The organism is Pseudomonas sp. S3_A03 (assembly GCF_054668275.1).
The window spans coordinates 5,764,008-5,782,052 of sequence record NZ_CP162753.1 but is presented as its reverse complement, the minus strand read 5'-3'; the positions used below and the strand labels follow the sequence as shown (position 1 = coordinate 5,782,052).

The following is an 18,045-nucleotide window of genomic DNA, read 5'->3' as shown; positions in this document are numbered from 1 at the left end:
CCAACCCCAATTCGCCACCCCGCCGGCGCTCACCTAAGCTCTCTGCATGTTGTTTCAACGGACAGAGGATTCACCATCATGGGCAAACGTCATCCCAATCTCCCCGCCTGGCAATGGCGTAACTACCCGCAGAACCATCAGCACCCGACCAATCTGGCGCTGCATATGATTGCCGTGCCGCTGTTCATCATTGGTTTTCTGTTGATCGTGTCGGGTGTGTTCAGCCTGAGCCTGGCCAGTTTCGCGGTAGGCATCGTCGGTCTCCTCGCGGGCCTGGCGCTGCAGCGTCACGGCCATAGCCTGGAAGCCGAGGCGAGTGAGCCGTTCAGTGATCGTAAGGATGCGGTGCAGCGCCTGGTGGTCGAGCAGTTCGTGACGTTTCCGCGCTTTGTGTTAAGCGGGGGCTGGTGGCGCGCCTGGCGGCAACGCCATCGGCATTGAGGTTCAGGCGAAGACCACCACGGTCTGGCGGCTGAGGGCGATCAACTCGCCGGTTGGGCTCCACAGCGCGGCGGCGGCATGGCCGTAGCCGTCGCGGGCGTGTTCGATATTGACGTGGTATTGGCACCAGTCGAGCGTCGTCAGCTCTTGCAGCGGCTGGATGAATTCGATGGTCCAAGTCAACGTGCTGCCCGGCGCCGGTTTCTTCAGGTGCGGGAGCAAGGCCGGAGGCCAGGCGTCGACCAAGGCCAGGATGTGCGCTTCGCTCAGCGGCTCTTCTTTTACATCGCCACGCAAGCGTACCCAGCCACCCATATCGCGGGATTTATTGCCGGTAAATGGCAGCCCGCCGACACTCCAACGCATTGCCATATGCCGCATGAATTCAGGGGTTACGCCCTTGATATAGGGCAGTTCCTGGCACTCGTCCCAATGTTTGAACACTGGCGGCGCTTCACTTGCCACATCAATTTCTGACTCACGGGACGCACCGAAGCTGGCCTGCACCAGCGTCGCCGTTTCACCGTTCTGCACCACGCGCCCGAGCAGTTGGCTGACCGCTTTGCCCTCGCGCAACACCTCGACGTGGTAACTGGCGGGCACGTCAGGCGCCACCGGGCCGACGAAGGTCACCGCCAGCGAGCGCAATGGACGATCGGCAGGCACCTGGGCGCGCAATGCTTCATATTGCAAAGCGGCGACCAGGCCGCCAAAAGTCGCGCGCCCCTGTGCCCATTCGGCGGGGATGGTCACATCCAACGGGTTGCTACGGGCGGCGTCGAGCAAATCACTGAAGCGCATGGCGACCTCACGTCAAAAGAACAGATGGGGGATCTTAACCATCGGACCGGCGAGGTACAGCGCTCATTCCGGCCAAAAGCCGGACCGATTCAGAAACATTCGGCGCTGAGTTTGTCCAGCACACGATCCGCCTGCCCCTCGGCCTTGACCATGGTTTTATGCCATATCGCCACGCAGGGTTGCAGGTCGGCTTGCTGTTCGGCCTGGGCCAGCCACTGCCAGCAGTCGTGCCAATCGCCCAGGGCTGCCTGGGCTTTCTTCAGGCGCGACATGGCGTTGGCAGGCAATCTGTCCAGTTCGGGATAGGCCTCGGCAGCGTAGCGCACACGCTTGATCAACAAGCGCAGGCGGTGGCGATCATGGTCGGGATCCTTCAGGGCCTCGTCGAGTGCCTGCCATTGCTTGGCCAGACGTTTCTCGACGCGCGAGCGCAAGCCCTTGAGGAGTTTCTGATGTTCTGAGGCGCGAATAAAACGCGGGAAGGCATCCAGGATCAGCAGCAATTGCGCAAGTTGAGCACTTTGCGCCACCTGGCGATACGCATCGGGTTGCAGGCGCAAGCGCCGATCCGCCGCTGCGTGATGACCATGCTGATGCAGATAGGCCGCCAACACTTCACGGTCACGCAGCGGCGTGGTCAATTGGCCGACCGCGGCGGCGGCCATTTCAAGCTGTTCGACGCCTGGCAACCCACGCAAGGGGCGCAACAGGCTGCGCAGGCGCCGCACGGTGGTACGCAAATCATGCAAGGCTTCATCGTCGGTGACGGCAGCAAGGCGAGCCTGGCAGCTCAGTAACCCTACTTCCAGGCCAATGACCTGAGCGACTAACTGATCGACCAACGCTGACATCCTGCCCTCACTTTCCGATGAAAAATCCTACTTGCTATACCTCAACGCCCGGCGCGCGACTCACGGATATAGAACCGCGCCTTCTCAGCCTTGTTGGAGCAACCTTCAAACGCTTCAAACTGTTGCTGGGTCTTGGCGCCCGTCAACAGGGATAAAGCCTTGGAGTAACTGACGGTGCCGGCAAACCCTTCTGCCTTGGCCAGATCGAGCTCTTTCCAGGCGGCGTCCAGTTGCGAGCCGCAGCTGTCGCGGTAGGCAGTCTTCCCGGCACAACCGGCCAGGGCCAGCATGATCACAGGCACACACATCCAGGCTTTCATCGATGACACCTCAAAAATAGAAAAACAGTCGTAGCGTGTAGACGTTACCTACGACAAAAAGTGCCTTGTCCATAGCCTGAAATCGGTAGTACCTATTGCCAGAGCATACCCGAGCCTAGTGGTTTTTCTGGAAAAATATTGCGCAGCTCAGCGAAGATTGAAGCCGCCCCCTCAATAGGTGCATTGTGGGCACCTGCCGATAAAGGACATGGACCATGAAGAAACGTGTTGCCTTGGTGCTGGGCTCCGGCGGCGCCCGGGGCTACGCCCATATCGGAGTGATCGAAGAGATCGAACGGCGTGGCTACGACATCGCCTGTATCGCCGGTTGTTCCATGGGCGCCGTGGTAGGCGGGATTTACGCCGCCGGCAAGCTGGATGAATACCGCCGCTGGATTGAAAGCCTCGATTACCTGGACGTACTGCGCCTGGTGGACGTGAGTTTTCGCCTGGGCGCAATTCGCGGCGAGAAAGTCTTCGGGCAGATCCGCAAGATCGTCGGCGATATCAATATCGAAGAGCTGCGCATTCCCTACACTGCCGTGGCCACCGACCTCACCAACCAGCAGGAGATCTGGTTCCAGGAAGGCTGCCTGCATCAGGCCATGCGCGCTTCGGCGGCGATCCCCAGCCTGTTCACCCCGGTAATGCAGGGCAACCGCATGCTGGTGGACGGCGGCCTGCTCAACCCGTTGCCGATCGTGCCGGTGGTGTCGAGCCACTGCGACCTGATCATTGCGGTCAACCTCAACGCCACCAACCAGAAGCACTACCAGTTGCCGGTAATCCAACGCCCGCCCGCGTTCAAGAGTCGCTTTAACAGCCTGGCCAAGTCATTGGGTTCGCACCTGCCGTTTCGTCGCAAGCAGGCCGAGCAGTTGATGAAACTCGAGCAGGAAGCCCTGCACGCCCAGGCCGCCGAGATCAACCCGTGGCTGGAATCGGCCGAACCCGAATCCCAGCAACCCGCCGCCGCGCCGGAAAAACCCGGCGCGCCGAAGTCGGCCACCGGGTCGTTCATCATCGACAACGTGGGGCCGGCGTCGCTGCTGGACCTGATCAACCAGAGTTTCGAAGTGATGCAAACGTCGCTGGCCCAGTACAAGATCGCGGGCTACCCGCCCGATGTGTTGATCAACGTGCCGAAGCGGGTGTGCCGGTTCTTCGAGTTCTACAAGGCGCCGGAATTGATCGCCCTGGGGCGGGAGATTGCCAGTGACACATTGGATCGATATGAGAGTGAGCAGCCTTGAACGCGATAGCGGCGGTTCAGACAACGAAATGCATCAGGCTCAAGCACTGAGCAAGCGATACCCCACCCCCGCCTCGGTCACGATAAACCGTGGCTGAGTGGGGTCATCCGCCAGCTTCTGGCGTAGATGGCCCACCACGATACGCAAGTAGTGGCTGTCTTCGGTATGGGTAGGGCCCCAGATATCCTTGAGCAGTTGCTGCTGCGTAATCACCCGTCCCGCATGCCGCGCCAGCTGCGCCAGCACTGCATATTCCTTGCGGGTCAGCGCCACTTCGGCACCGTCCAGCAACACGCGGCGATAGGCCAGGTCCACCGTCAACGGGCCAAAATTCAACGCCGCTTCCTGCGCCTCCCCCGCTGGCGCCTGGCGCAGCAATGCGCGCACCCGAGCGAGGAACTCCTGGATGCCAAACGGTTTGGTCACGTAATCGTTGGCGCCACCGTCGAGGGCTTCGACTTTCTGCCCTTCGCTGGCGCGCACCGACAATACCAGCACCGGCACCGTCGACCATTCGCGAAACTCACGTAGCACCTGCTGGCCGTCCATGTCCGGCAGCCCGAGGTCGAGCACCAGCAGGTCCGGTTTGTTCAATGCTGCCTGGGCCAGGCCTTCGTTACCGGTACCGGCCTCGATCACTTTGTAGCCCTGGGAGGCCAGGCTGATGCGCAAGAATTTGCGGATCTGCGGTTCGTCATCAATGACCAAAATCGTCGCGGTCTGGCTCATGGTGTCCAATCAAAATACGAGGTGCAAAGAGGGTAGCTCACGAGTCGCGCTCCAGGCCAGGCTGTGTCGGTAACGGCAGGAACAGCGTTATGCAGGTACCGCGCCCTTCGATGCCATCGGCCACGCTGATGTGCCCACCGTGCGCGCCGACCATGCCCTGGCAAATCGCCAGCCCCAGGCCCGTGCCCTGCCCGCCTCGATCGCCGCGCGCAGCGGTGTAGAACATATCGAAAATCTTCACGCGCTCGTCCTCGGGAATCCCAGGCCCCTCATCGGCCACGGCGAAAAACAGCTGGTTATCCAACACCCCCGCGCTCAATTTCAAACGGCCCTGGGGCGGCGAAAAACGCGCGGCGTTTTCCAGCACATTCACCAGGGCCTGCTCGATCAGCGCCGCATGCACGTACAACAACGGCAACTCGGGCGGCACGTCGGTGCTCACCTGCAACGGCGCCAGCACCGCTCGCAAGCGGCCGAGGGCGCTGCCGACGATATCGCCGGGCGACACCCAATCGCGCGCCAGCTTCAGGGCGCCGTGGCCCAGGCGTGTCATGTCCAACAGGTTCTGGATATAGCGGTCGAGGCGTTCGGCCTCGTCGCGGGTGCCTTCGAGCAACTCGCGGCGATCCTCCAAGGGGATGACCTCCCCCAGCGCCAGCAGGCTGTCGATGCTGCCGCGCATGGACGTCAACGGCGTGCGTAAATCATGGGACACAGAGGCGAGCAAGGCGCTGCGCAGCTGCTCGGTTTCGCCGTGCAAGCGCGCGGACTCCAGTTCCTGCGCCAATTGAGCCCGGGCCAGCGCCTGAGCCAGCGGCTGGCTCAAGGCCGTGAGCAAACGCCGACGTTGGCCGCTCAGCTCCAGCCCTGGTTTGGCGCTGACACCGAGCAAGCCCAACGGGCCTTCTTCACCCGACAACGGCCACCACCACCAGCGCCCAAACGGCAAGGTGCCAGTGCCCATGCCAGCGGGTTGATCATGCTGCCAGGCCCAGTCGGCGGCAGCGCGTTCAGATTCGCTGAGGGTCAGCGGGCCGCCCGTCTCAATTTTCCAGCCACCCTGACCATCGCGATTGAGCAGGCACAGGTCCAGGTCGCTCCAGCCCTCCAGGTGATGGGCCGCAGCGCTGACCACCGCCTGACGATCGGTGGCGGCGGTGAGTTTGCGCGACAGGTCGAGCAGTTCGCTGGTTTCTTCCTGTGTGTCTCGCAAGGCTTGCAGTTGTCGGCGCTGGCGGGCGGCGAGGTTGCCGGTGAGCGCGGCCATCAGCAGGAAAAACAGCAGGGTCAGCACGTCTTCTTCGCGCTGGATGGCGAAGGAAAAATTCGGCGGGATAAACAGAAAGTCGTATGTGAGAAATGACAACGCCGCACACACCAGGGACGGTCCCAGGCTGCTACGCACCGCGACCAGCAGCACGGCGGCGAGAAACACCAGCGAGATATTCGGCAGCGGCAACACACTGGACACCGCCCACGCCATGGCGGCGGCCACGACGGTGGCAACCACCGCCAGGGCGTAATCGAACCACACCAACCCACGCACCTCGGGCAAGCGTGGCGATGCCGGCGTGTCGTCGCTGTCGAGCACGTTGATTTCCAGGCTTCGGGCATTGCGCAGCAGGCGCGACGCCAGGCCGCCACCAAACAGGCGACGATGCCAACGCATTCGCGACTGCCCCACCAACAACAGGCTGGCGCGACGTTCGAGGGCGTGCTGGATAAGCGTCTTGGCCACCTCCCCCGCCCGTAGCAACACCACCTCCCCACCCAGGCGCTCGGCCAGTTGCTGAGCGTTTTGCAAGCGCAGGCGCGACTGCTCATCCCGCGCACGGCCGTTATCGATATGCACCAGGCTCCACGGCAGGTGCCGACGCTGCGCCACACGGCTGGCATGCCGCACCAGGCGTTCGGCCTGCGCGTCGCCATCCACGCCCACCAGTAAACGGCCGCGCACCGCCGGGGCGGCCTGGCCAAGTTGGCGATAACCCTGGGCCAAGTCGTCGTCGACATGGGCCGCGGCGGTCTGCATCGCCAGCTCGCGCAAGGCCATCAGGTTGGTCTGGGTGAAAAACGCGTCGATAGCGGCACGCGCCTGTTCCGGCACATACACCTTGCCATCACGCAGGCGCTCCAGCAGCTCGCGCGAAGGCAGATCGATCAGCAGCAGTTCATCGGCCTCTTGCAGCACCCAGTCGGGCAAGGTTTCACGCACTTGCACGCCAGTGATGCCGCGCACCTGATCGTTGAGGCTTTCCAGATGCTGAACGTTGACCGTGGTGAACACGTTGATACCGGCGGCGAGCAGTTCCTGAATGTCTTGCCAGCGCTTTTCATGGCGGCTGCCGGGAGCATTGCTGTGGGCCAGTTCATCCACCAGTACCAGCTTGGGCTTGGCGGCGAGCAGGCCGTCGAGATCCATTTCTTCGAGCATCACGCCACGGTACTCGCTGCGCAGCAACGGTTGCTGCGGCAGACCGCTGAGCAGGGCCTCGGTCTCGGCGCGGCCGTGGGTTTCGACGACGCCGGCGATCAGCTTCACGCCCTGGCGCAGTTGAGTGTGGGCGGCCTGAAGCATGGCGTAGGTCTTGCCCACGCCGGGCGCGGCGCCGAGGAAGACCTTGAGCCGGCCACGGCCGTTGCGGGGTAAGTCGGCTAACAGGGCGTCGGCGCGGCCGGAGTCGCTCATGCGTGGGGTTCCTTCAGGTGTTGATATCGTCAGTTCAATCACGATCAAAATGTGGGAGCAAGTCGAATCGTCGCACCGCCCCTCCCACAAGGGTTCAGAGTTTTTCCAGGGCCATGTTCAGTGCCAGTACATTCACCACCGGCGGGCCCACCAACGGGCTTTCGGTGTGCTCATCCAACAGCCGTTGCAAGGTCGACACCGGCAGATTCCGCGCCGCCGCCACCCGCGCCAGTTGATAGGCAATCGCCTCGGGTGGCAAGTGTGGATCAAGACCGCTGCCGGAGGTAGTCAGCGAGGCTAAAGGCACCGGGCCCTGGCCGGGCACCTGCTGTTTGTTGGCGTCGTCGAACACGCGGGTGGCCAGCGCCGGGTTGCTCGGGCCGAGGTTACTGGCGCTGCTGGAAACCGTCGCAAAGGCGCCGGCCGAAGGACGCGGGTGGAACCAGCTGTCACCGCTAAAGTCCTGGGCGATCAGGCTGGAGCCGCGCACTTTGCCACTGGCATCGCGCACCAGGCTGCCATTGGCCTGGTCGGGAAAAGCGACCTGAGCGACGCCGGTCACCACCAGAGGGTAGGCGACGCCGGTGACCAGGGTCATGAGCACCAGCAGGCTCAGGGCCGGACGGATGATGTTGGACATATTCAAATCCTCAATTGAGTCGAGAAACCCTGTGGCGAGCGAGTGTGCTCCCTCGCCACATAAGCACCGTTCGGGTTACACCAGGTGCAACGCGGTCAACAGCATGTCGATGGCCTTGATGCCCACGAACGGCACCAACAGCCCGCCCAGCCCATAGATCAGCAGGTTGCGTCGCAGTAACGCCGCCGCACTCGCCGCCTGTACCCGCACACCACGCAGTGCCAGCGGAATCAGCACCACGATAATCAGCGCGTTGAACACGATGGCTGAGAGGATCGCGCTCTGCGGGCTTTGCAGGTGCATCACGTTGAGCACGCCCAGTTGCGGATAGATCGAGGCGAACAGCGCCGGCAGGATCGCGAAGTACTTGGCCACGTCGTTGGCGATGGAAAAGGTGGTCAATGCGCCACGAGTGACCAGCAATTCCTTGCCGATCTGCACCACGTCCAACAGCTTGGTGGGGTCGCTGTCGAGGTCGACCATGTTGGCGGCTTCGCGGGCGGCCTGGGTGCCGTCGTTCATGGCCATGCCGACGTCAGCCTGCGCCAGCGCCGGGGCGTCGTTGGCTCCGTCGCCGCACATCGCGACCAGTCGGCCATCGTTCTGTTCATGGCGAATGCGTGCGAGTTTTTTCTCCGGAGTGGCTTCCGCCAGTACGTCATCCACACCCGCTTCAGCGGCGATCGCGGCGGCGGTCAGTGGGTTGTCGCCGGTGACCATTACCGTACGAATACCTAACTTGCGCAGCTCGGCGAAGCGTTCACGGATGCCGGGCTTGACCACGTCCTTCAGATGAATCGCACCCAGCAATTTGCCATCGGCGCACACCAGCAACGGCGTGCCCCCGCTTTGGGCGATTTTGTCGATTTCCCGCGACAACGCCGGTGGCAAATCACCGCGTGGCTGGCCGATGAATGCGAGCAGCGAGTCCACCGCGCCTTTGCGGAATATGCGGCCCTGGTAGTCGACACCGGACAAACGGGTTTCGGCACTGAACGGCACGGCGGTCAACTCATCCAGGGACGGCTCGGCCTGGGGATGCAGGGCGCGCAGGTACTCGACAATGGATTTGCCTTCCGCCGTGTCGTCCGCCAGGGAGGCGAACAGCGCGCCTTCGGCCACCTCACGCCCGCTGACGCCCGGCGCCGCGACCACCGCCGCGCAACGCCGGTTACCAAAGGTGATGGTGCCGGTCTTGTCCAGCAGCAACACATGCACGTCGCCGGCAGCTTCCACGGCGCGGCCGGATTTGGCGATCACATTGAGGCGCACCAGGCGGTCCATACCGGCGATGCCGATGGCCGACAACAAGCCGCCGATGGTGGTAGGAATCAGCGTCACCAGCAGTGCGACCAGAAACACCAGCGGCAAACTGCCATTGGCGAAGTGGGCGAACGGCTGCAGGGTTACCACCACCAACAGGAAGATCAGCGTCAGGCCGATCAGCAGGATATCCAGCGCCACTTCGTTGGGGGTTTTCTGGCGTTTGGCGCCTTCGACCAACGCGATCATGCGGTCCAGGGTCGACTCGCCGGGGTTGGCGGTGATGCGGATCAGCAGCCAGTCCGAGACCAGCCGCGTGTTACCGGTGACTGCCGAGCGGTCGCCGCCGGACTCGCGGATCACCGGAGCGGATTCGCCAGTGATCGCCGCTTCGTTGACCGCCGCGATGCCTTCGATGACCTCGCCGTCACCGGGGATCATCTCCCCAGCGGCAACACGCACCACATCGCCTTTGCGCAGGCTGGTGGCAGGCACCACCTTGAAACTGCCGTCGGCCTCCTTGCGCCGTGCACTGAGGCCCTCGCTGCCGGCCTTGAGGCTGTCGGCGCGGGCCTTGCCACGGCCTTCGGCCAAGGCTTCGGCGAAGTTGGCGAACAGCACGGTGAACCACAGCCACACGGCGATCTGCACGGCAACGAAAGTCGGCACGGTGGTGTCAGGCACGAAGCACAGCACCGTGGTGAGGATCGCAGTCAATTCGACCACCAGCATCACCGGCGAGCGCTTCAGCTGGCGCGGGTCAAGCTTGACGAACGCCTGGACCAGCGCCGGACGCCACAGAGCAGAGATGGCGGTTTTGGCAGGCTCCTGGGGTTTGACCGGGGCCGCGTTTTTTGCAGGCATATTCATGTTCATATCCCTTCTCAGAAGCCCATGCTCAAGTGTTCGGCGATAGGGCCCAGTGCCAGCGTCGGCAGGAAAGTCAGGCCGCCCACCAGCAAAATGGTCACGGTCAACAGGGTCACGAACAGCGGTCCGTGGGTGGGGAAGCTGTTCTGGCCAATCGGTGCGCTCTTTTTCATCGCCAGGCTGCCGGCCAGGGCCAGTACCGGGAGGATGTAGCCGAAGCGCCCGATCAACATGCCCAGGCCGAGCATCAGGTTATGGAACGGCGTGTTGGCGCTGAAGCCAGCAAACGCCGAGCCGTTGTTGGCACTGGCTGAGGTGTAGGCGTAGAGCAGTTGGCTGAAGCCATGGGGGCCAGGGTTGCTGATGGCACCGGCTGGGCCTGGCAGGCTGGCAGCAATGGCACCGAGCACGAGCACGCCAACCGGCATCACCAACAAGGTCACGACGAGCAGTTGCACTTCCTTGGCCTGGAGCTTCTTGCCGAGGTATTCCGGCGTACGCCCGATCATCAGGCCGGCGAGGAACACGGCGATCAACACGTTGAGCAACATGCCGTACATACCCGCGCCGACGCCGCCGAAGATCACTTCGCCGACCATCATGTTGACCAGCGCCACCATCCCACTCAGAGGGCTGAGGCTGTCTTGCATGCCATTGACCGAACCGTTGGACGCCGCCGTGGTGGTCACCGACCAGAGCACCGTACCCGTGGTGCCGAAGCGCGCTTCCTTACCTTCCAGCGGCGCGGTTTGCTCCACGGCCGGGTTGTTCAGGCTCGGGTTGGGCTGGTACTCGGACCACAGCGACGTCGCGCCGCCGATCAGGAACAGCGCCAGCATGCAGCCAAGAATCGCGCGGCTCTGACGCAGGTCTTTGACGTAATGGCCAAAGGTAAACACCAGCGCCACCGGGATCAGGATGATCGAGGCCACTTCGAACAGGTTGGCCCACGCAGTCGGGTCTTCAAACGGATGCGCCGAGTTGACCCCGAAGAAGCCGCCGCCGTTGGTACCCAATTGCTTGATCGCGATCTGACTGGCCGCCGGGCCCAGCGGGATCACCTGATCCACGCCTTGCATCGTCACGGCATCGACGTAATGGGCGAAGGTCTGCGGTACGCCCTGCCACACCAGGAACAGTGCCAGCACCAGGCACAACGGCAACAGCCCGTAGAGGGTGGCGCGGGTCATATCGACCCAGAAGTTACCGAGAGTCTGAGAAGATTTGCGACCGATCCCACGGCATAACGCGACCAGGACTGCCAGACCAGTGGCTGCACTGACGAAGTTCTGCACGGTCAGGCCGGCCATCTGGCTGAGGTAACTCAGGGACGCTTCGCCGCTGTAGTTCTGCCAGTTAGTGTTGGTCATGAAACTGACTGCGGTGTTGAAGGCCAGCGTCCATTCCTGGCCCGGCAATTTCTGCGGGTTCAGTGGGAGAGATCCCTGGAACAGCAAAATCGCGAACAGCAGCAAAAAGCCCGCAAGGTTGAACGCGAGCAACGCCAACATGTATTTGCGCCAGCTTTGTTCCTGCTGCGCGTCCACGCCGGCCAGGCGATAACAGGCCCGCTCGACAGGCCCCAGCAGCGGGCTGAGCCACGTGCGCTGGCCTTCCATCACCTTGTAATAGAACCGCCCCAGGAACGGCGCCGGCACCAGCACCACGGCAAAGAAGGCGATGATCAGCCAATAGTCATAACTGTGCATAGCCCGCTCCTAGTTCCGATCCGCGCGTAACAGCGCAACCAGCAGATAAATGAACAGCGCCACGGCCAATAGCAGTGACACCCCGTCCAGAACGCTCATGGAAGTCTCTCCGTTTAGCGGCGAGTGCCGCGTGTGGGGCAATTGTCCGCAGGAGTGGCGTAAAGGAACGAGAGCATGGGGGTAGGCGGGGCGTAAAGATGGCGTAAAGAGTGGGTTTATGCGGGGTTTACGCCGGGGTATTCGGCGTTTGGGCGGGCGTTATCGGGAGCAAGCCCCTTCCCACATTGAACCGTATTCCAAGGATGTATCCGGTCAACATGTGGGAGGGAGCTTGCTCCCGATAGCGCCGGCACAGTCACCGCCGCACCCCTCTGGTGCAACGCCGAGAAATTTCAAACGCCAAACCGTCCCCCAGGCGACAGTTGCGTCGCTTTACGACAATGATTCTCAGGCTGGCATGGCCGCTGCAACACCTTGAATCATTCCAAACCGTTCCGGGAGCGCAGCACAATGAACACACAACTCAAACCCACCTTGGGCACCCTGCACTTATGGGGCATTGCCGTCGGGCTGGTGATTTCCGGGGAGTATTTCGGCTGGAGCTACGGCTGGGGCGTGGCCGGGACCTTGGGCTTTCTGGTGACCTCGTTGATGGTCGCCGCGATGTACACCTGCTTTATCTTCAGTTTCACCGAGCTGACCACCGCAATTCCCCATGCAGGCGGCCCGTTTGCCTACAGCCGCCGCGCCTTTGGTGAGAAAGGCGGCTTGATTGCCGGCCTCGCCACACTGATCGAATTTGTCTTTGCGCCACCGGCCATCGCCTTGGCCATCGGCGCGTATCTGAATGTGCAGTTTCCGGCACTGGACCCCAAACACGCGGCCGTCGGCGCTTATATCGTGTTTATGGGCCTGAATATCCTCGGTGTGAAACTCGCCGCCACATTCGAACTGGTGGTGTGCGTGCTCGCCGTGGCCGAGCTGTTGGTGTTCATGGGTGTAGTCGCGCCAGCCTTCAGCTTCAGCAATTTCGCACTGAACGGCTGGGCCGGTTCCGACACGTTTGGCGCCCCGGCGATTGCCGGGATGTTTGCGGCAATTCCGTTTGCCATCTGGTTCTTCCTCGCCATCGAAGGCGCGGCCATGGCCGCCGAGGAAGCGAAAGATCCGAAGCGCACCATTCCAAAGGCCTACATCAGCGGCATCCTCACCCTGGTGATCCTGGCCATGGGCGTGATGTTCTTCGCCGGCGGCGTGGGTGACTGGCGCACCCTGTCGAACATCAACGACCCGCTGCCACAGGCGATGAAAACCGTGGTGGGCGACAGCTCCGGCTGGCTGCACATGCTGGTGTGGATCGGCCTGTTCGGTCTGGTGGCAAGCTTCCACGGGATTATCCTCGGCTACTCTCGCCAGTTCTTTGCCCTGGCTCGCGCCGGTTACCTGCCGTCTTTCCTCGCCAAGCTGTCGCGTTTTCAGACACCGCACCGCGCCATCATCGCCGGTGGTGTCGTCGGTATTGCCGCCATCTACAGCGACGGCCTGATCAACCTGGGCGGCATGACCCTGACCGCGGCGATGATCACCATGGCCGTCTTCGGCGCCATCGTGATGTACATCATGAGCATGCTCAGCCTATTCAAACTGCGTAAGACCGAACCGCTGCTGGAACGCACCTTCCGCGCACCGGGTTATCCAATCGTGCCCGGCATTGCGCTGGTACTGGCGGTGGTGTGCCTGGTGGCGATGGCCTGGTTCAACACGCTGATCGGCCTGATCTTCCTGGGCTTTATGGCGGTGGGTTTTATCTATTTCCAACTGACCGCGCAGGACCGTGCCGATGCACCGGTGGACGCAATGTTGACCGGGCTCTAAGGTTTCGAGGCAGAACGGGCCTACACTGAACTACTCAGAAAGCCCGTTACTCAAAGCAGCTATTGCCGTGGGAAAATTCTCCCACGGCAAGCTGCCTCAAGGAGAGCCTTATGCCGTGGTATGCGTGGTTGATTATGGTGGTTGCGATCGGGTCGATCGTCGGTGGGCTGATGATGCTGCGTGACAGCGCCAACAAGGTGGAACTCACCGACGAACAACGCAAACGCGTAGCCGAGCGCAACGCCCAGGCGGATGCCAAGGATGCGCAGGATCGCTAGGGCTGCTTACTCCCAGTCCGCCTTGGCGATATGCAACCCGTGCTGCCCCTTATAGGCAGCACGCTCCGGCTGGCTCCAGCCGCTCAATAGTTCATCCTCCAGCTTATAGATCTCAACCCCAAGCGGACGGCAGACCGTCAGCGGGTCCTGTGCATCCGGCCCCCACATGGGCAGCGACAAATCCCCACCCGGGCACGTCGACAGCGCGCACAACACATCTATCTCGGCAAAAAACTCCAGGTAATCGCCCTTCTGCGCCGGGCACGCCTTCATGAAATACATGTCGTCGTGATTCAGGCCCGTACATTGGAAGATATTCAGCACGTCATGCACATCAAACTCTGTCAGACCGTGGGGTAATACCGCACGGGTCAGGTTCGAATGGCAATGGTGATGGAAGTCCTCACCGGTCAACATGCGGTTCACATAGGGATCGCAACGCGTGCCCAGCAAATCGTGCAGGCGCCCGCCGTGTTCATCGATGCCGTAACTGGCCAGGCTGTCATCGGTGATGGTTACCAGAGGCCGCAAAAATGGCAGGTTCGACCACAGCCGATCATGGGTGCTGACATGCGCCCCCTGCAACTGGCGAGTACGCGCCGCCCACAGACGCTCGCGCGGATCATGGGCATTCCACACGTTAAAATCCCCCACCTGCGGCCCCACCGGCGTGGTCACACGAAACACATGCCCTGCCGGCACCTTCCACGCTTTGCCCGTTCGAATCGGTACCTCGAACTGCTCGATCAACGTACGTTTATCCGCCCGATCACGAATACGCTCATAAAACGCAGTGTCGACCTGCAGCGCTGAACCCTTACTGACCTGATAAGCGGCCGGATAGTCTTTGTACATGGTGCAAGTCCTCGATCAGGGATAGGAAAACAGGGCCAATGACAGGCGTTCCGAATCATCCAGGTACAAGCTCATCGCCTCCCCTGCCGCCGGCTTGTCTTGCTGGACCAATAATTGATAAATCTCACGGTCACGCTCCAGCCAGGGCGATTGAAAACGCTGCTCATCAGGCGCCGCGCAAAACACCAGGCGCAGTTGCGCGATGACTTGGGCGAAAAACTCTTCGAACAACGGGTTGCGCATCAACCCCACAATCTGCTGATGGAACAGCAAACTGTGAGTCGCCACGGCTCGCCAATCTTCACGTTCGCGAGCCAGGGTGGTGGCGTCAATCGCGTTTTGCATGCACTCCGATTGCTGCAGGGTAAGCGCACCGCTCAGGGCTATGGCCTGCAATTCAAGGGTGCGACGGACGACGAATAAATCCCGCACCTCTGCGCGCTCCAATCGTCGGACCACCACCCCCTTATTGCGCACATAGCGGGTCAGCCCTTCCTGCCCCAGGCGATGCAAGGCTTCCCGGATGGTATTGCGCGACGCGTTATAGGCCTTGACCAATTCCACCTCCACCAACGCCATACCCGGCAACAGCCGCCCACCGATGATATCGGCGCGCAACTCCAGAGCTATCTGGTCGGCTAAAGACAAACTGAGCGTCATGGCTACCTCGGGATTGTTGAACAATCTTTCGGGTAGATGTAATCACTTTTCATGCCAAGGCCGGCGCACGAGAGGAAATACAGAGTGGTTAACCTGCGAGTCTGTAACCGAGGCTGCGCTATGTTTTTTTCTAACGGCTATGTAAAACGGCATCAGGGAATGGATGTGAGCAAAAGCGCTTGGCGACAATGTCGACCCTGATGGTCGCATTGGGGTTGGCGAGAAGTGGAAAACGCAGAATTGGCGAACCGCGTCATGAACAGGCTGCGGGGAAGACCTAAGGCACAGGTTTCGAAATGGCAAAAAGGCCGGCCAACGACCGGCCCCCTTTACTTAATTGACAACAAGCCTTTCGCGGTTCTTTTCCAGCAACGCTTTACCGATGCCTTTTACTTCCAGTAACTCGTCCACCGCCGTAAACGGGCCGTTACTTTCGCGGTAAGCGATGATTGCCTTGGCTTTGGCGGCACCAATACCGAACAGGTCGCGACGCAGGGTTTCGGCATCAGCGGCGTTGAGATTGACTTTGGCGGATTGCTCGGCCTGGCTCATCTGCGCCGAGACAGGGGCTGGGGCTTCGGGTTTGATGGAAGGGGCTGCGGTGGTCGCAACCGAAAACGCGGTGACGACGGCAAAGATCAGGGAAGAGATGTAGGTATTTTGCATTGGTGACGCTCCATGACATCGGTAGAAGAGAAGCAGCTTTCCGAAGCTGCTTTTCAAACTTAGGCGATGTCTGGAAGGAGTCAAAAACCCAGGCGTTACAGAGTGTGAGCTTAAGGCTCCAAACGGCGCTGTTGAAAAATAAGATCGACGATTTCACCATCCGGCGAATAGCCACTTACCGTGTCGCGCAGCAGCTGTCGAACACGGGAGTAATCGTCCTGATCCAAGGCCCCCAACAGTTCGTTCAACTTACCTTTGAGAAGATCCCAAGCCAGATGATCTTCATTGGCGCTCATGATCATCGGGTGCTGAGTTGCAACTACGTTGTCGCCGATAAGTAATTCTTCGTAAAGCTTTTCACCGGGGCGCAGTCCTGAAAACTCGATGGCGATATCGCCATGAGGGTTTTTATCAGAGCGCACACTGAGGCCCGACAAATGAATCATCTTCTCAGCGAGCTCGACAATCTTCACCGGCTCGCCCATGTCTAGCACGAATACGTCGCCGCCCAAGCCCATGGAACCGGCCTGAATTACCAACTGCGCAGCTTCCGGAATAGTCATGAAGTAGCGGGTGATTTTCGGGTGAGTGACGGTCACCGGGCCACCCGACTTGATTTGCCTGTGGAACAGCGGAATCACCGAGCCAGAGGAGCCAAGGACATTGCCGAAACGCACCATGGTGAATCGGGTCTTGTTAACGCGCGAGACGTTTGAATTGTCGCCAAACAATACGGGGGCTACCTCTCGACTAAGGGCTTGCAGCGTCAGTTCGGCGAGGCGCTTCGTACTGCCCATCACATTGGTCGGGCGGACCGCCTTATCGGTAGAGATCAGCACGAAATTGGCGACGCCCGTCTGCAATGCGGCTTGCGCCGTATTCAGTGTGCCCATGACATTATTCAACACGCCTTCGGCGATGTTGTGCTCCACCATCGGCACATGTTTGTACGCGGCAGCGTGATAAACAGTGCTGATGTGCCAGGCTTTCATGACATCGAGCAACTTGGATTGGTTACGCACCGAACCCAGGATGGGTAAAATTTTGACCGGTAGCGACTCGCGGTTAATACGCTCTTCGAGTTCGCAAAGGATGCTGTATAAATTGAACTCACTGTGTTCGAACAGCAGCAGCGATTTAGGGCGCAGTGGAAGAATCTGCCGGCACAGTTCTGAACCAATTGACCCACCCGCCCCCGTTACCATCACGTTCTGCCCTTTGATACAGCGTTCGAGCAATTCGTGCTGGGCTGGCACCGTGTCCCGACCCAAAAGGTCTGCAATATCGACTTCCTGGATATCGTCGACCTTCACCCTGCCACTGGCCAAGTCCATGAAGCCGGGAACACTGCGCACATGCAGAGGGAAACCTTCAAGAAACCCGAGGATTTCACGGCGGCGACCGCGGTTGGAGGATGGAATAGCCAGCAGTATTTCCTGCGCCCCCGTGGCATCGATCATGCGTTGAATGTGCTTGGGCTTATACACTTGCAGCCCGGAAATAACGCGCTCGGAAATACTAGAATCATCATCAATAAAAGCCACCGGCCGCATAACACGCCCCATTCGCAAGGCGGCTACCAATTGATTGCCGGCAGCGCCTGCGCCGTAGATGGCGACGCGCGGCAGCCCATCCTCACGATTAGTAAACGGCACATGTTGCGCAGCGGAAAACCAATCACCCAAGAAGTATTGGCGCATGCCAAGTCGCACGCCGCCTACCATGATCAGACTGAGCCACCAGTAGTTGAAAATAATGGAGCGCGGAACCACATTTTGATGGTTGCTGTACCAGTAAACCACCACGCCAAGAATGAGCGAAGACAAGCTGACCGCCTTGATAATCGCGATCAATGCGTCGTTGCCGAAGTAGCGCATCACAGCACGGTACATACCAAAGCGAATGAACAGCGGAATTGAAATCACTGGAGCGGCAATGAACAACCAGAGGTGAAGACGAACCGGGTTGGCCAATTCATCGATGCCCAGGCGTACAACGAAAGCAAGCCATAAGGCAGCCCAAACGACAAACACATCCGTGCCGACCTGAATCAGTCGTTTTTTTCGTCTAGGCAAAGCGACCAAGTAGGCCCTTAACTTATCCATAGCGTTTTCAAACACCTCTTAACATCCTAATGCTTTGCCT

The 18,045-nt window shown here is 60.6% G+C and carries 17 protein-coding genes; 4 read left to right on the top strand and 13 right to left on the bottom strand.

Going from position 1 to position 18,045, the window contains the following annotated elements; genetic code table 11:
- The first annotated feature begins 78 nt into the window (after positions 1-78).
- Positions 79-441: an Mpo1-like protein gene (locus AB4O25_RS26665; RefSeq protein WP_065876991.1), complete on the top strand. Its 363-nt coding sequence runs from the start codon at positions 79-81 to the stop codon at positions 439-441.
- A 3-nt stretch (positions 442-444) separates the two neighbouring features.
- On the opposite strand, the gene AB4O25_RS26660 is transcribed toward AB4O25_RS26665, so the two are convergent.
- The 3 genes from AB4O25_RS26660 to AB4O25_RS26650 form a co-directional block, all read right to left on the bottom strand.
- Entirely contained in the window at positions 445-1,242 is a 798-nt protein-coding gene (locus tag AB4O25_RS26660; protein ID WP_460150167.1) for an acyl-CoA thioesterase, read from the bottom strand.
- A gap of 89 nt (positions 1,243-1,331) precedes the next feature.
- The gene (locus AB4O25_RS26655) at positions 1,332-2,093 is read right to left on the bottom strand and encodes a CHAD domain-containing protein (protein WP_116079473.1); all 762 of its coding nucleotides are present in this window, start codon (positions 2,091-2,093) and stop codon (positions 1,332-1,334) included.
- Positions 2,094-2,134: 41 nt separating this feature from the next.
- A complete protein-coding gene (locus AB4O25_RS26650; RefSeq protein ID WP_003172685.1) occupies positions 2,135-2,413 on the bottom strand; it encodes a hypothetical protein in 279 nt (92 codons plus the stop codon).
- A gap of 215 nt (positions 2,414-2,628) precedes the next feature.
- On the opposite strand from AB4O25_RS26650, the gene AB4O25_RS26645 reads away from it, so the two are divergent.
- Positions 2,629-3,666 carry a patatin-like phospholipase family protein gene (locus AB4O25_RS26645; RefSeq protein ID WP_017526575.1) on the top strand — a complete coding sequence of 346 codons (1,038 nt, stop codon included), beginning with the start codon at positions 2,629-2,631 and terminating at the stop codon, positions 3,664-3,666.
- Between the two features lie 39 nt (positions 3,667-3,705).
- Here AB4O25_RS26645 and AB4O25_RS26640 read toward each other — a convergent pair whose 3' ends face one another.
- The 6 genes from AB4O25_RS26640 to kdpF all read right to left on the bottom strand — a co-directional run bounded on the left by AB4O25_RS26640 (position 3,706) and on the right by kdpF (position 11,665).
- Positions 3,706-4,395: a response regulator gene (locus AB4O25_RS26640; RefSeq protein WP_017526576.1), complete on the bottom strand. Its 690-nt coding sequence runs from the start codon at positions 4,393-4,395 to the stop codon at positions 3,706-3,708.
- Positions 4,396-4,432: 37 nt separating this feature from the next.
- Positions 4,433-7,084 (bottom strand): DUF4118 domain-containing protein, encoded by a 2,652-nt coding sequence (locus AB4O25_RS26635; RefSeq protein ID WP_460150166.1) that lies wholly within the window; start codon positions 7,082-7,084, stop codon positions 4,433-4,435.
- Positions 7,085-7,178: 94 nt separating this feature from the next.
- Positions 7,179-7,724, bottom strand: a complete 546-nt coding sequence (kdpC, locus tag AB4O25_RS26630) for a potassium-transporting ATPase subunit KdpC (RefSeq protein ID WP_065876995.1) — start codon at positions 7,722-7,724, stop codon at positions 7,179-7,181.
- Positions 7,725-7,799: 75 nt separating this feature from the next.
- Positions 7,800-9,857 (bottom strand): potassium-transporting ATPase subunit KdpB, encoded by a 2,058-nt coding sequence (gene kdpB / locus AB4O25_RS26625; RefSeq protein ID WP_189654379.1) that lies wholly within the window; start codon positions 9,855-9,857, stop codon positions 7,800-7,802.
- Between the two features lie 14 nt (positions 9,858-9,871).
- A complete protein-coding gene (gene kdpA, locus AB4O25_RS26620; protein WP_460150165.1) occupies positions 9,872-11,566 on the bottom strand; it encodes a potassium-transporting ATPase subunit KdpA in 1,695 nt (564 codons plus the stop codon).
- Positions 11,567-11,575: 9 nt separating this feature from the next.
- Positions 11,576-11,665, bottom strand: a complete 90-nt coding sequence (gene kdpF / locus AB4O25_RS26615) for a K(+)-transporting ATPase subunit F (protein WP_003218754.1) — start codon at positions 11,663-11,665, stop codon at positions 11,576-11,578.
- A 411-nt stretch (positions 11,666-12,076) separates the two neighbouring features.
- Between kdpF and eat the strand changes: the two genes are divergently transcribed.
- Together eat and AB4O25_RS26605 are read left to right on the top strand one after the other, a co-directional pair.
- Positions 12,077-13,441: an ethanolamine permease gene (gene eat / locus AB4O25_RS26610; RefSeq protein ID WP_017526581.1), complete on the top strand. Its 1,365-nt coding sequence runs from the start codon at positions 12,077-12,079 to the stop codon at positions 13,439-13,441.
- A gap of 110 nt (positions 13,442-13,551) precedes the next feature.
- Positions 13,552-13,719: a DUF2897 family protein gene (locus tag AB4O25_RS26605; protein ID WP_003172675.1), complete on the top strand. Its 168-nt coding sequence runs from the start codon at positions 13,552-13,554 to the stop codon at positions 13,717-13,719.
- 6 nt (positions 13,720-13,725) lie between these two features.
- Here the strand turns inward: AB4O25_RS26605 and AB4O25_RS26600 are convergent, their stop codons facing one another.
- The 4 genes from AB4O25_RS26600 to AB4O25_RS26585 all read right to left on the bottom strand — a co-directional run bounded on the left by AB4O25_RS26600 (position 13,726) and on the right by AB4O25_RS26585 (position 18,005).
- Positions 13,726-14,574, bottom strand: coding sequence for an urea carboxylase-associated family protein (locus tag AB4O25_RS26600; protein ID WP_017526582.1), 849 nt, complete (start codon positions 14,572-14,574; stop codon positions 13,726-13,728).
- Positions 14,575-14,589: 15 nt separating this feature from the next.
- A complete protein-coding gene (locus AB4O25_RS26595) occupies positions 14,590-15,234 on the bottom strand; it encodes a GntR family transcriptional regulator (protein ID WP_460150164.1) in 645 nt (214 codons plus the stop codon).
- Between the two features lie 333 nt (positions 15,235-15,567).
- On the bottom strand, positions 15,568-15,900 hold the full coding sequence (locus AB4O25_RS26590) for a ComEA family DNA-binding protein (protein WP_017526584.1): 333 nt from the start codon (positions 15,898-15,900) through the stop codon (positions 15,568-15,570).
- Positions 15,901-16,010: 110 nt separating this feature from the next.
- Positions 16,011-18,005 carry a polysaccharide biosynthesis protein gene (locus AB4O25_RS26585; RefSeq protein ID WP_017526585.1) on the bottom strand — a complete coding sequence of 665 codons (1,995 nt, stop codon included), beginning with the start codon at positions 18,003-18,005 and terminating at the stop codon, positions 16,011-16,013.
- Positions 18,006-18,045: the final 40 nt, after the last annotated feature.

Bases quoted from the DNA above. Each gene is read 5' to 3' on its own strand.
- AB4O25_RS26590 (WP_017526584.1), bottom strand. From the start codon at position 15,900: ATGCAAAATACCTACATCTCTTCCCTGATCTTTGCCGTCGTCACCGCG.
- kdpC (WP_065876995.1), bottom strand. From the start codon at position 7,724: ATGTCCAACATCATCCGTCCGGCCCTGAGCCTGCTGGTGCTCATGACC.
- AB4O25_RS26635 (WP_460150166.1), bottom strand. From the start codon at position 7,084: ATGAGCGACTCCGGCCGCGCCGACGCCCTGTTAGCCGACTTACCCCGC.
- kdpA (WP_460150165.1), bottom strand. From the start codon at position 11,566: ATGCACAGTTATGACTATTGGCTGATCATCGCCTTCTTTGCCGTGGTG.
- AB4O25_RS26660 (WP_460150167.1), bottom strand. From the start codon at position 1,242: ATGCGCTTCAGTGATTTGCTCGACGCCGCCCGTAGCAACCCGTTGGAT.
- AB4O25_RS26585 (WP_017526585.1), bottom strand. From the start codon at position 18,005: ATGGATAAGTTAAGGGCCTACTTGGTCGCTTTGCCTAGACGAAAAAAA.
- AB4O25_RS26655 (WP_116079473.1), bottom strand. From the start codon at position 2,093: ATGTCAGCGTTGGTCGATCAGTTAGTCGCTCAGGTCATTGGCCTGGAA.
- AB4O25_RS26600 (WP_017526582.1), bottom strand. From the start codon at position 14,574: ATGTACAAAGACTATCCGGCCGCTTATCAGGTCAGTAAGGGTTCAGCG.
- AB4O25_RS26595 (WP_460150164.1), bottom strand. From the start codon at position 15,234: ATGACGCTCAGTTTGTCTTTAGCCGACCAGATAGCTCTGGAGTTGCGC.
- AB4O25_RS26650 (WP_003172685.1), bottom strand. From the start codon at position 2,413: ATGAAAGCCTGGATGTGTGTGCCTGTGATCATGCTGGCCCTGGCCGGT.
- AB4O25_RS26640 (WP_017526576.1), bottom strand. From the start codon at position 4,395: ATGAGCCAGACCGCGACGATTTTGGTCATTGATGACGAACCGCAGATC.
- kdpF (WP_003218754.1), bottom strand. From the start codon at position 11,665: ATGAGCGTTCTGGACGGGGTGTCACTGCTATTGGCCGTGGCGCTGTTC.
- eat (WP_017526581.1), top strand. From the start codon at position 12,077: ATGAACACACAACTCAAACCCACCTTGGGCACCCTGCACTTATGGGGC.
- AB4O25_RS26665 (WP_065876991.1), top strand. From the start codon at position 79: ATGGGCAAACGTCATCCCAATCTCCCCGCCTGGCAATGGCGTAACTAC.
- kdpB (WP_189654379.1), bottom strand. From the start codon at position 9,857: ATGAATATGCCTGCAAAAAACGCGGCCCCGGTCAAACCCCAGGAGCCT.
- AB4O25_RS26645 (WP_017526575.1), top strand. From the start codon at position 2,629: ATGAAGAAACGTGTTGCCTTGGTGCTGGGCTCCGGCGGCGCCCGGGGC.
- AB4O25_RS26605 (WP_003172675.1), top strand. From the start codon at position 13,552: ATGCCGTGGTATGCGTGGTTGATTATGGTGGTTGCGATCGGGTCGATC.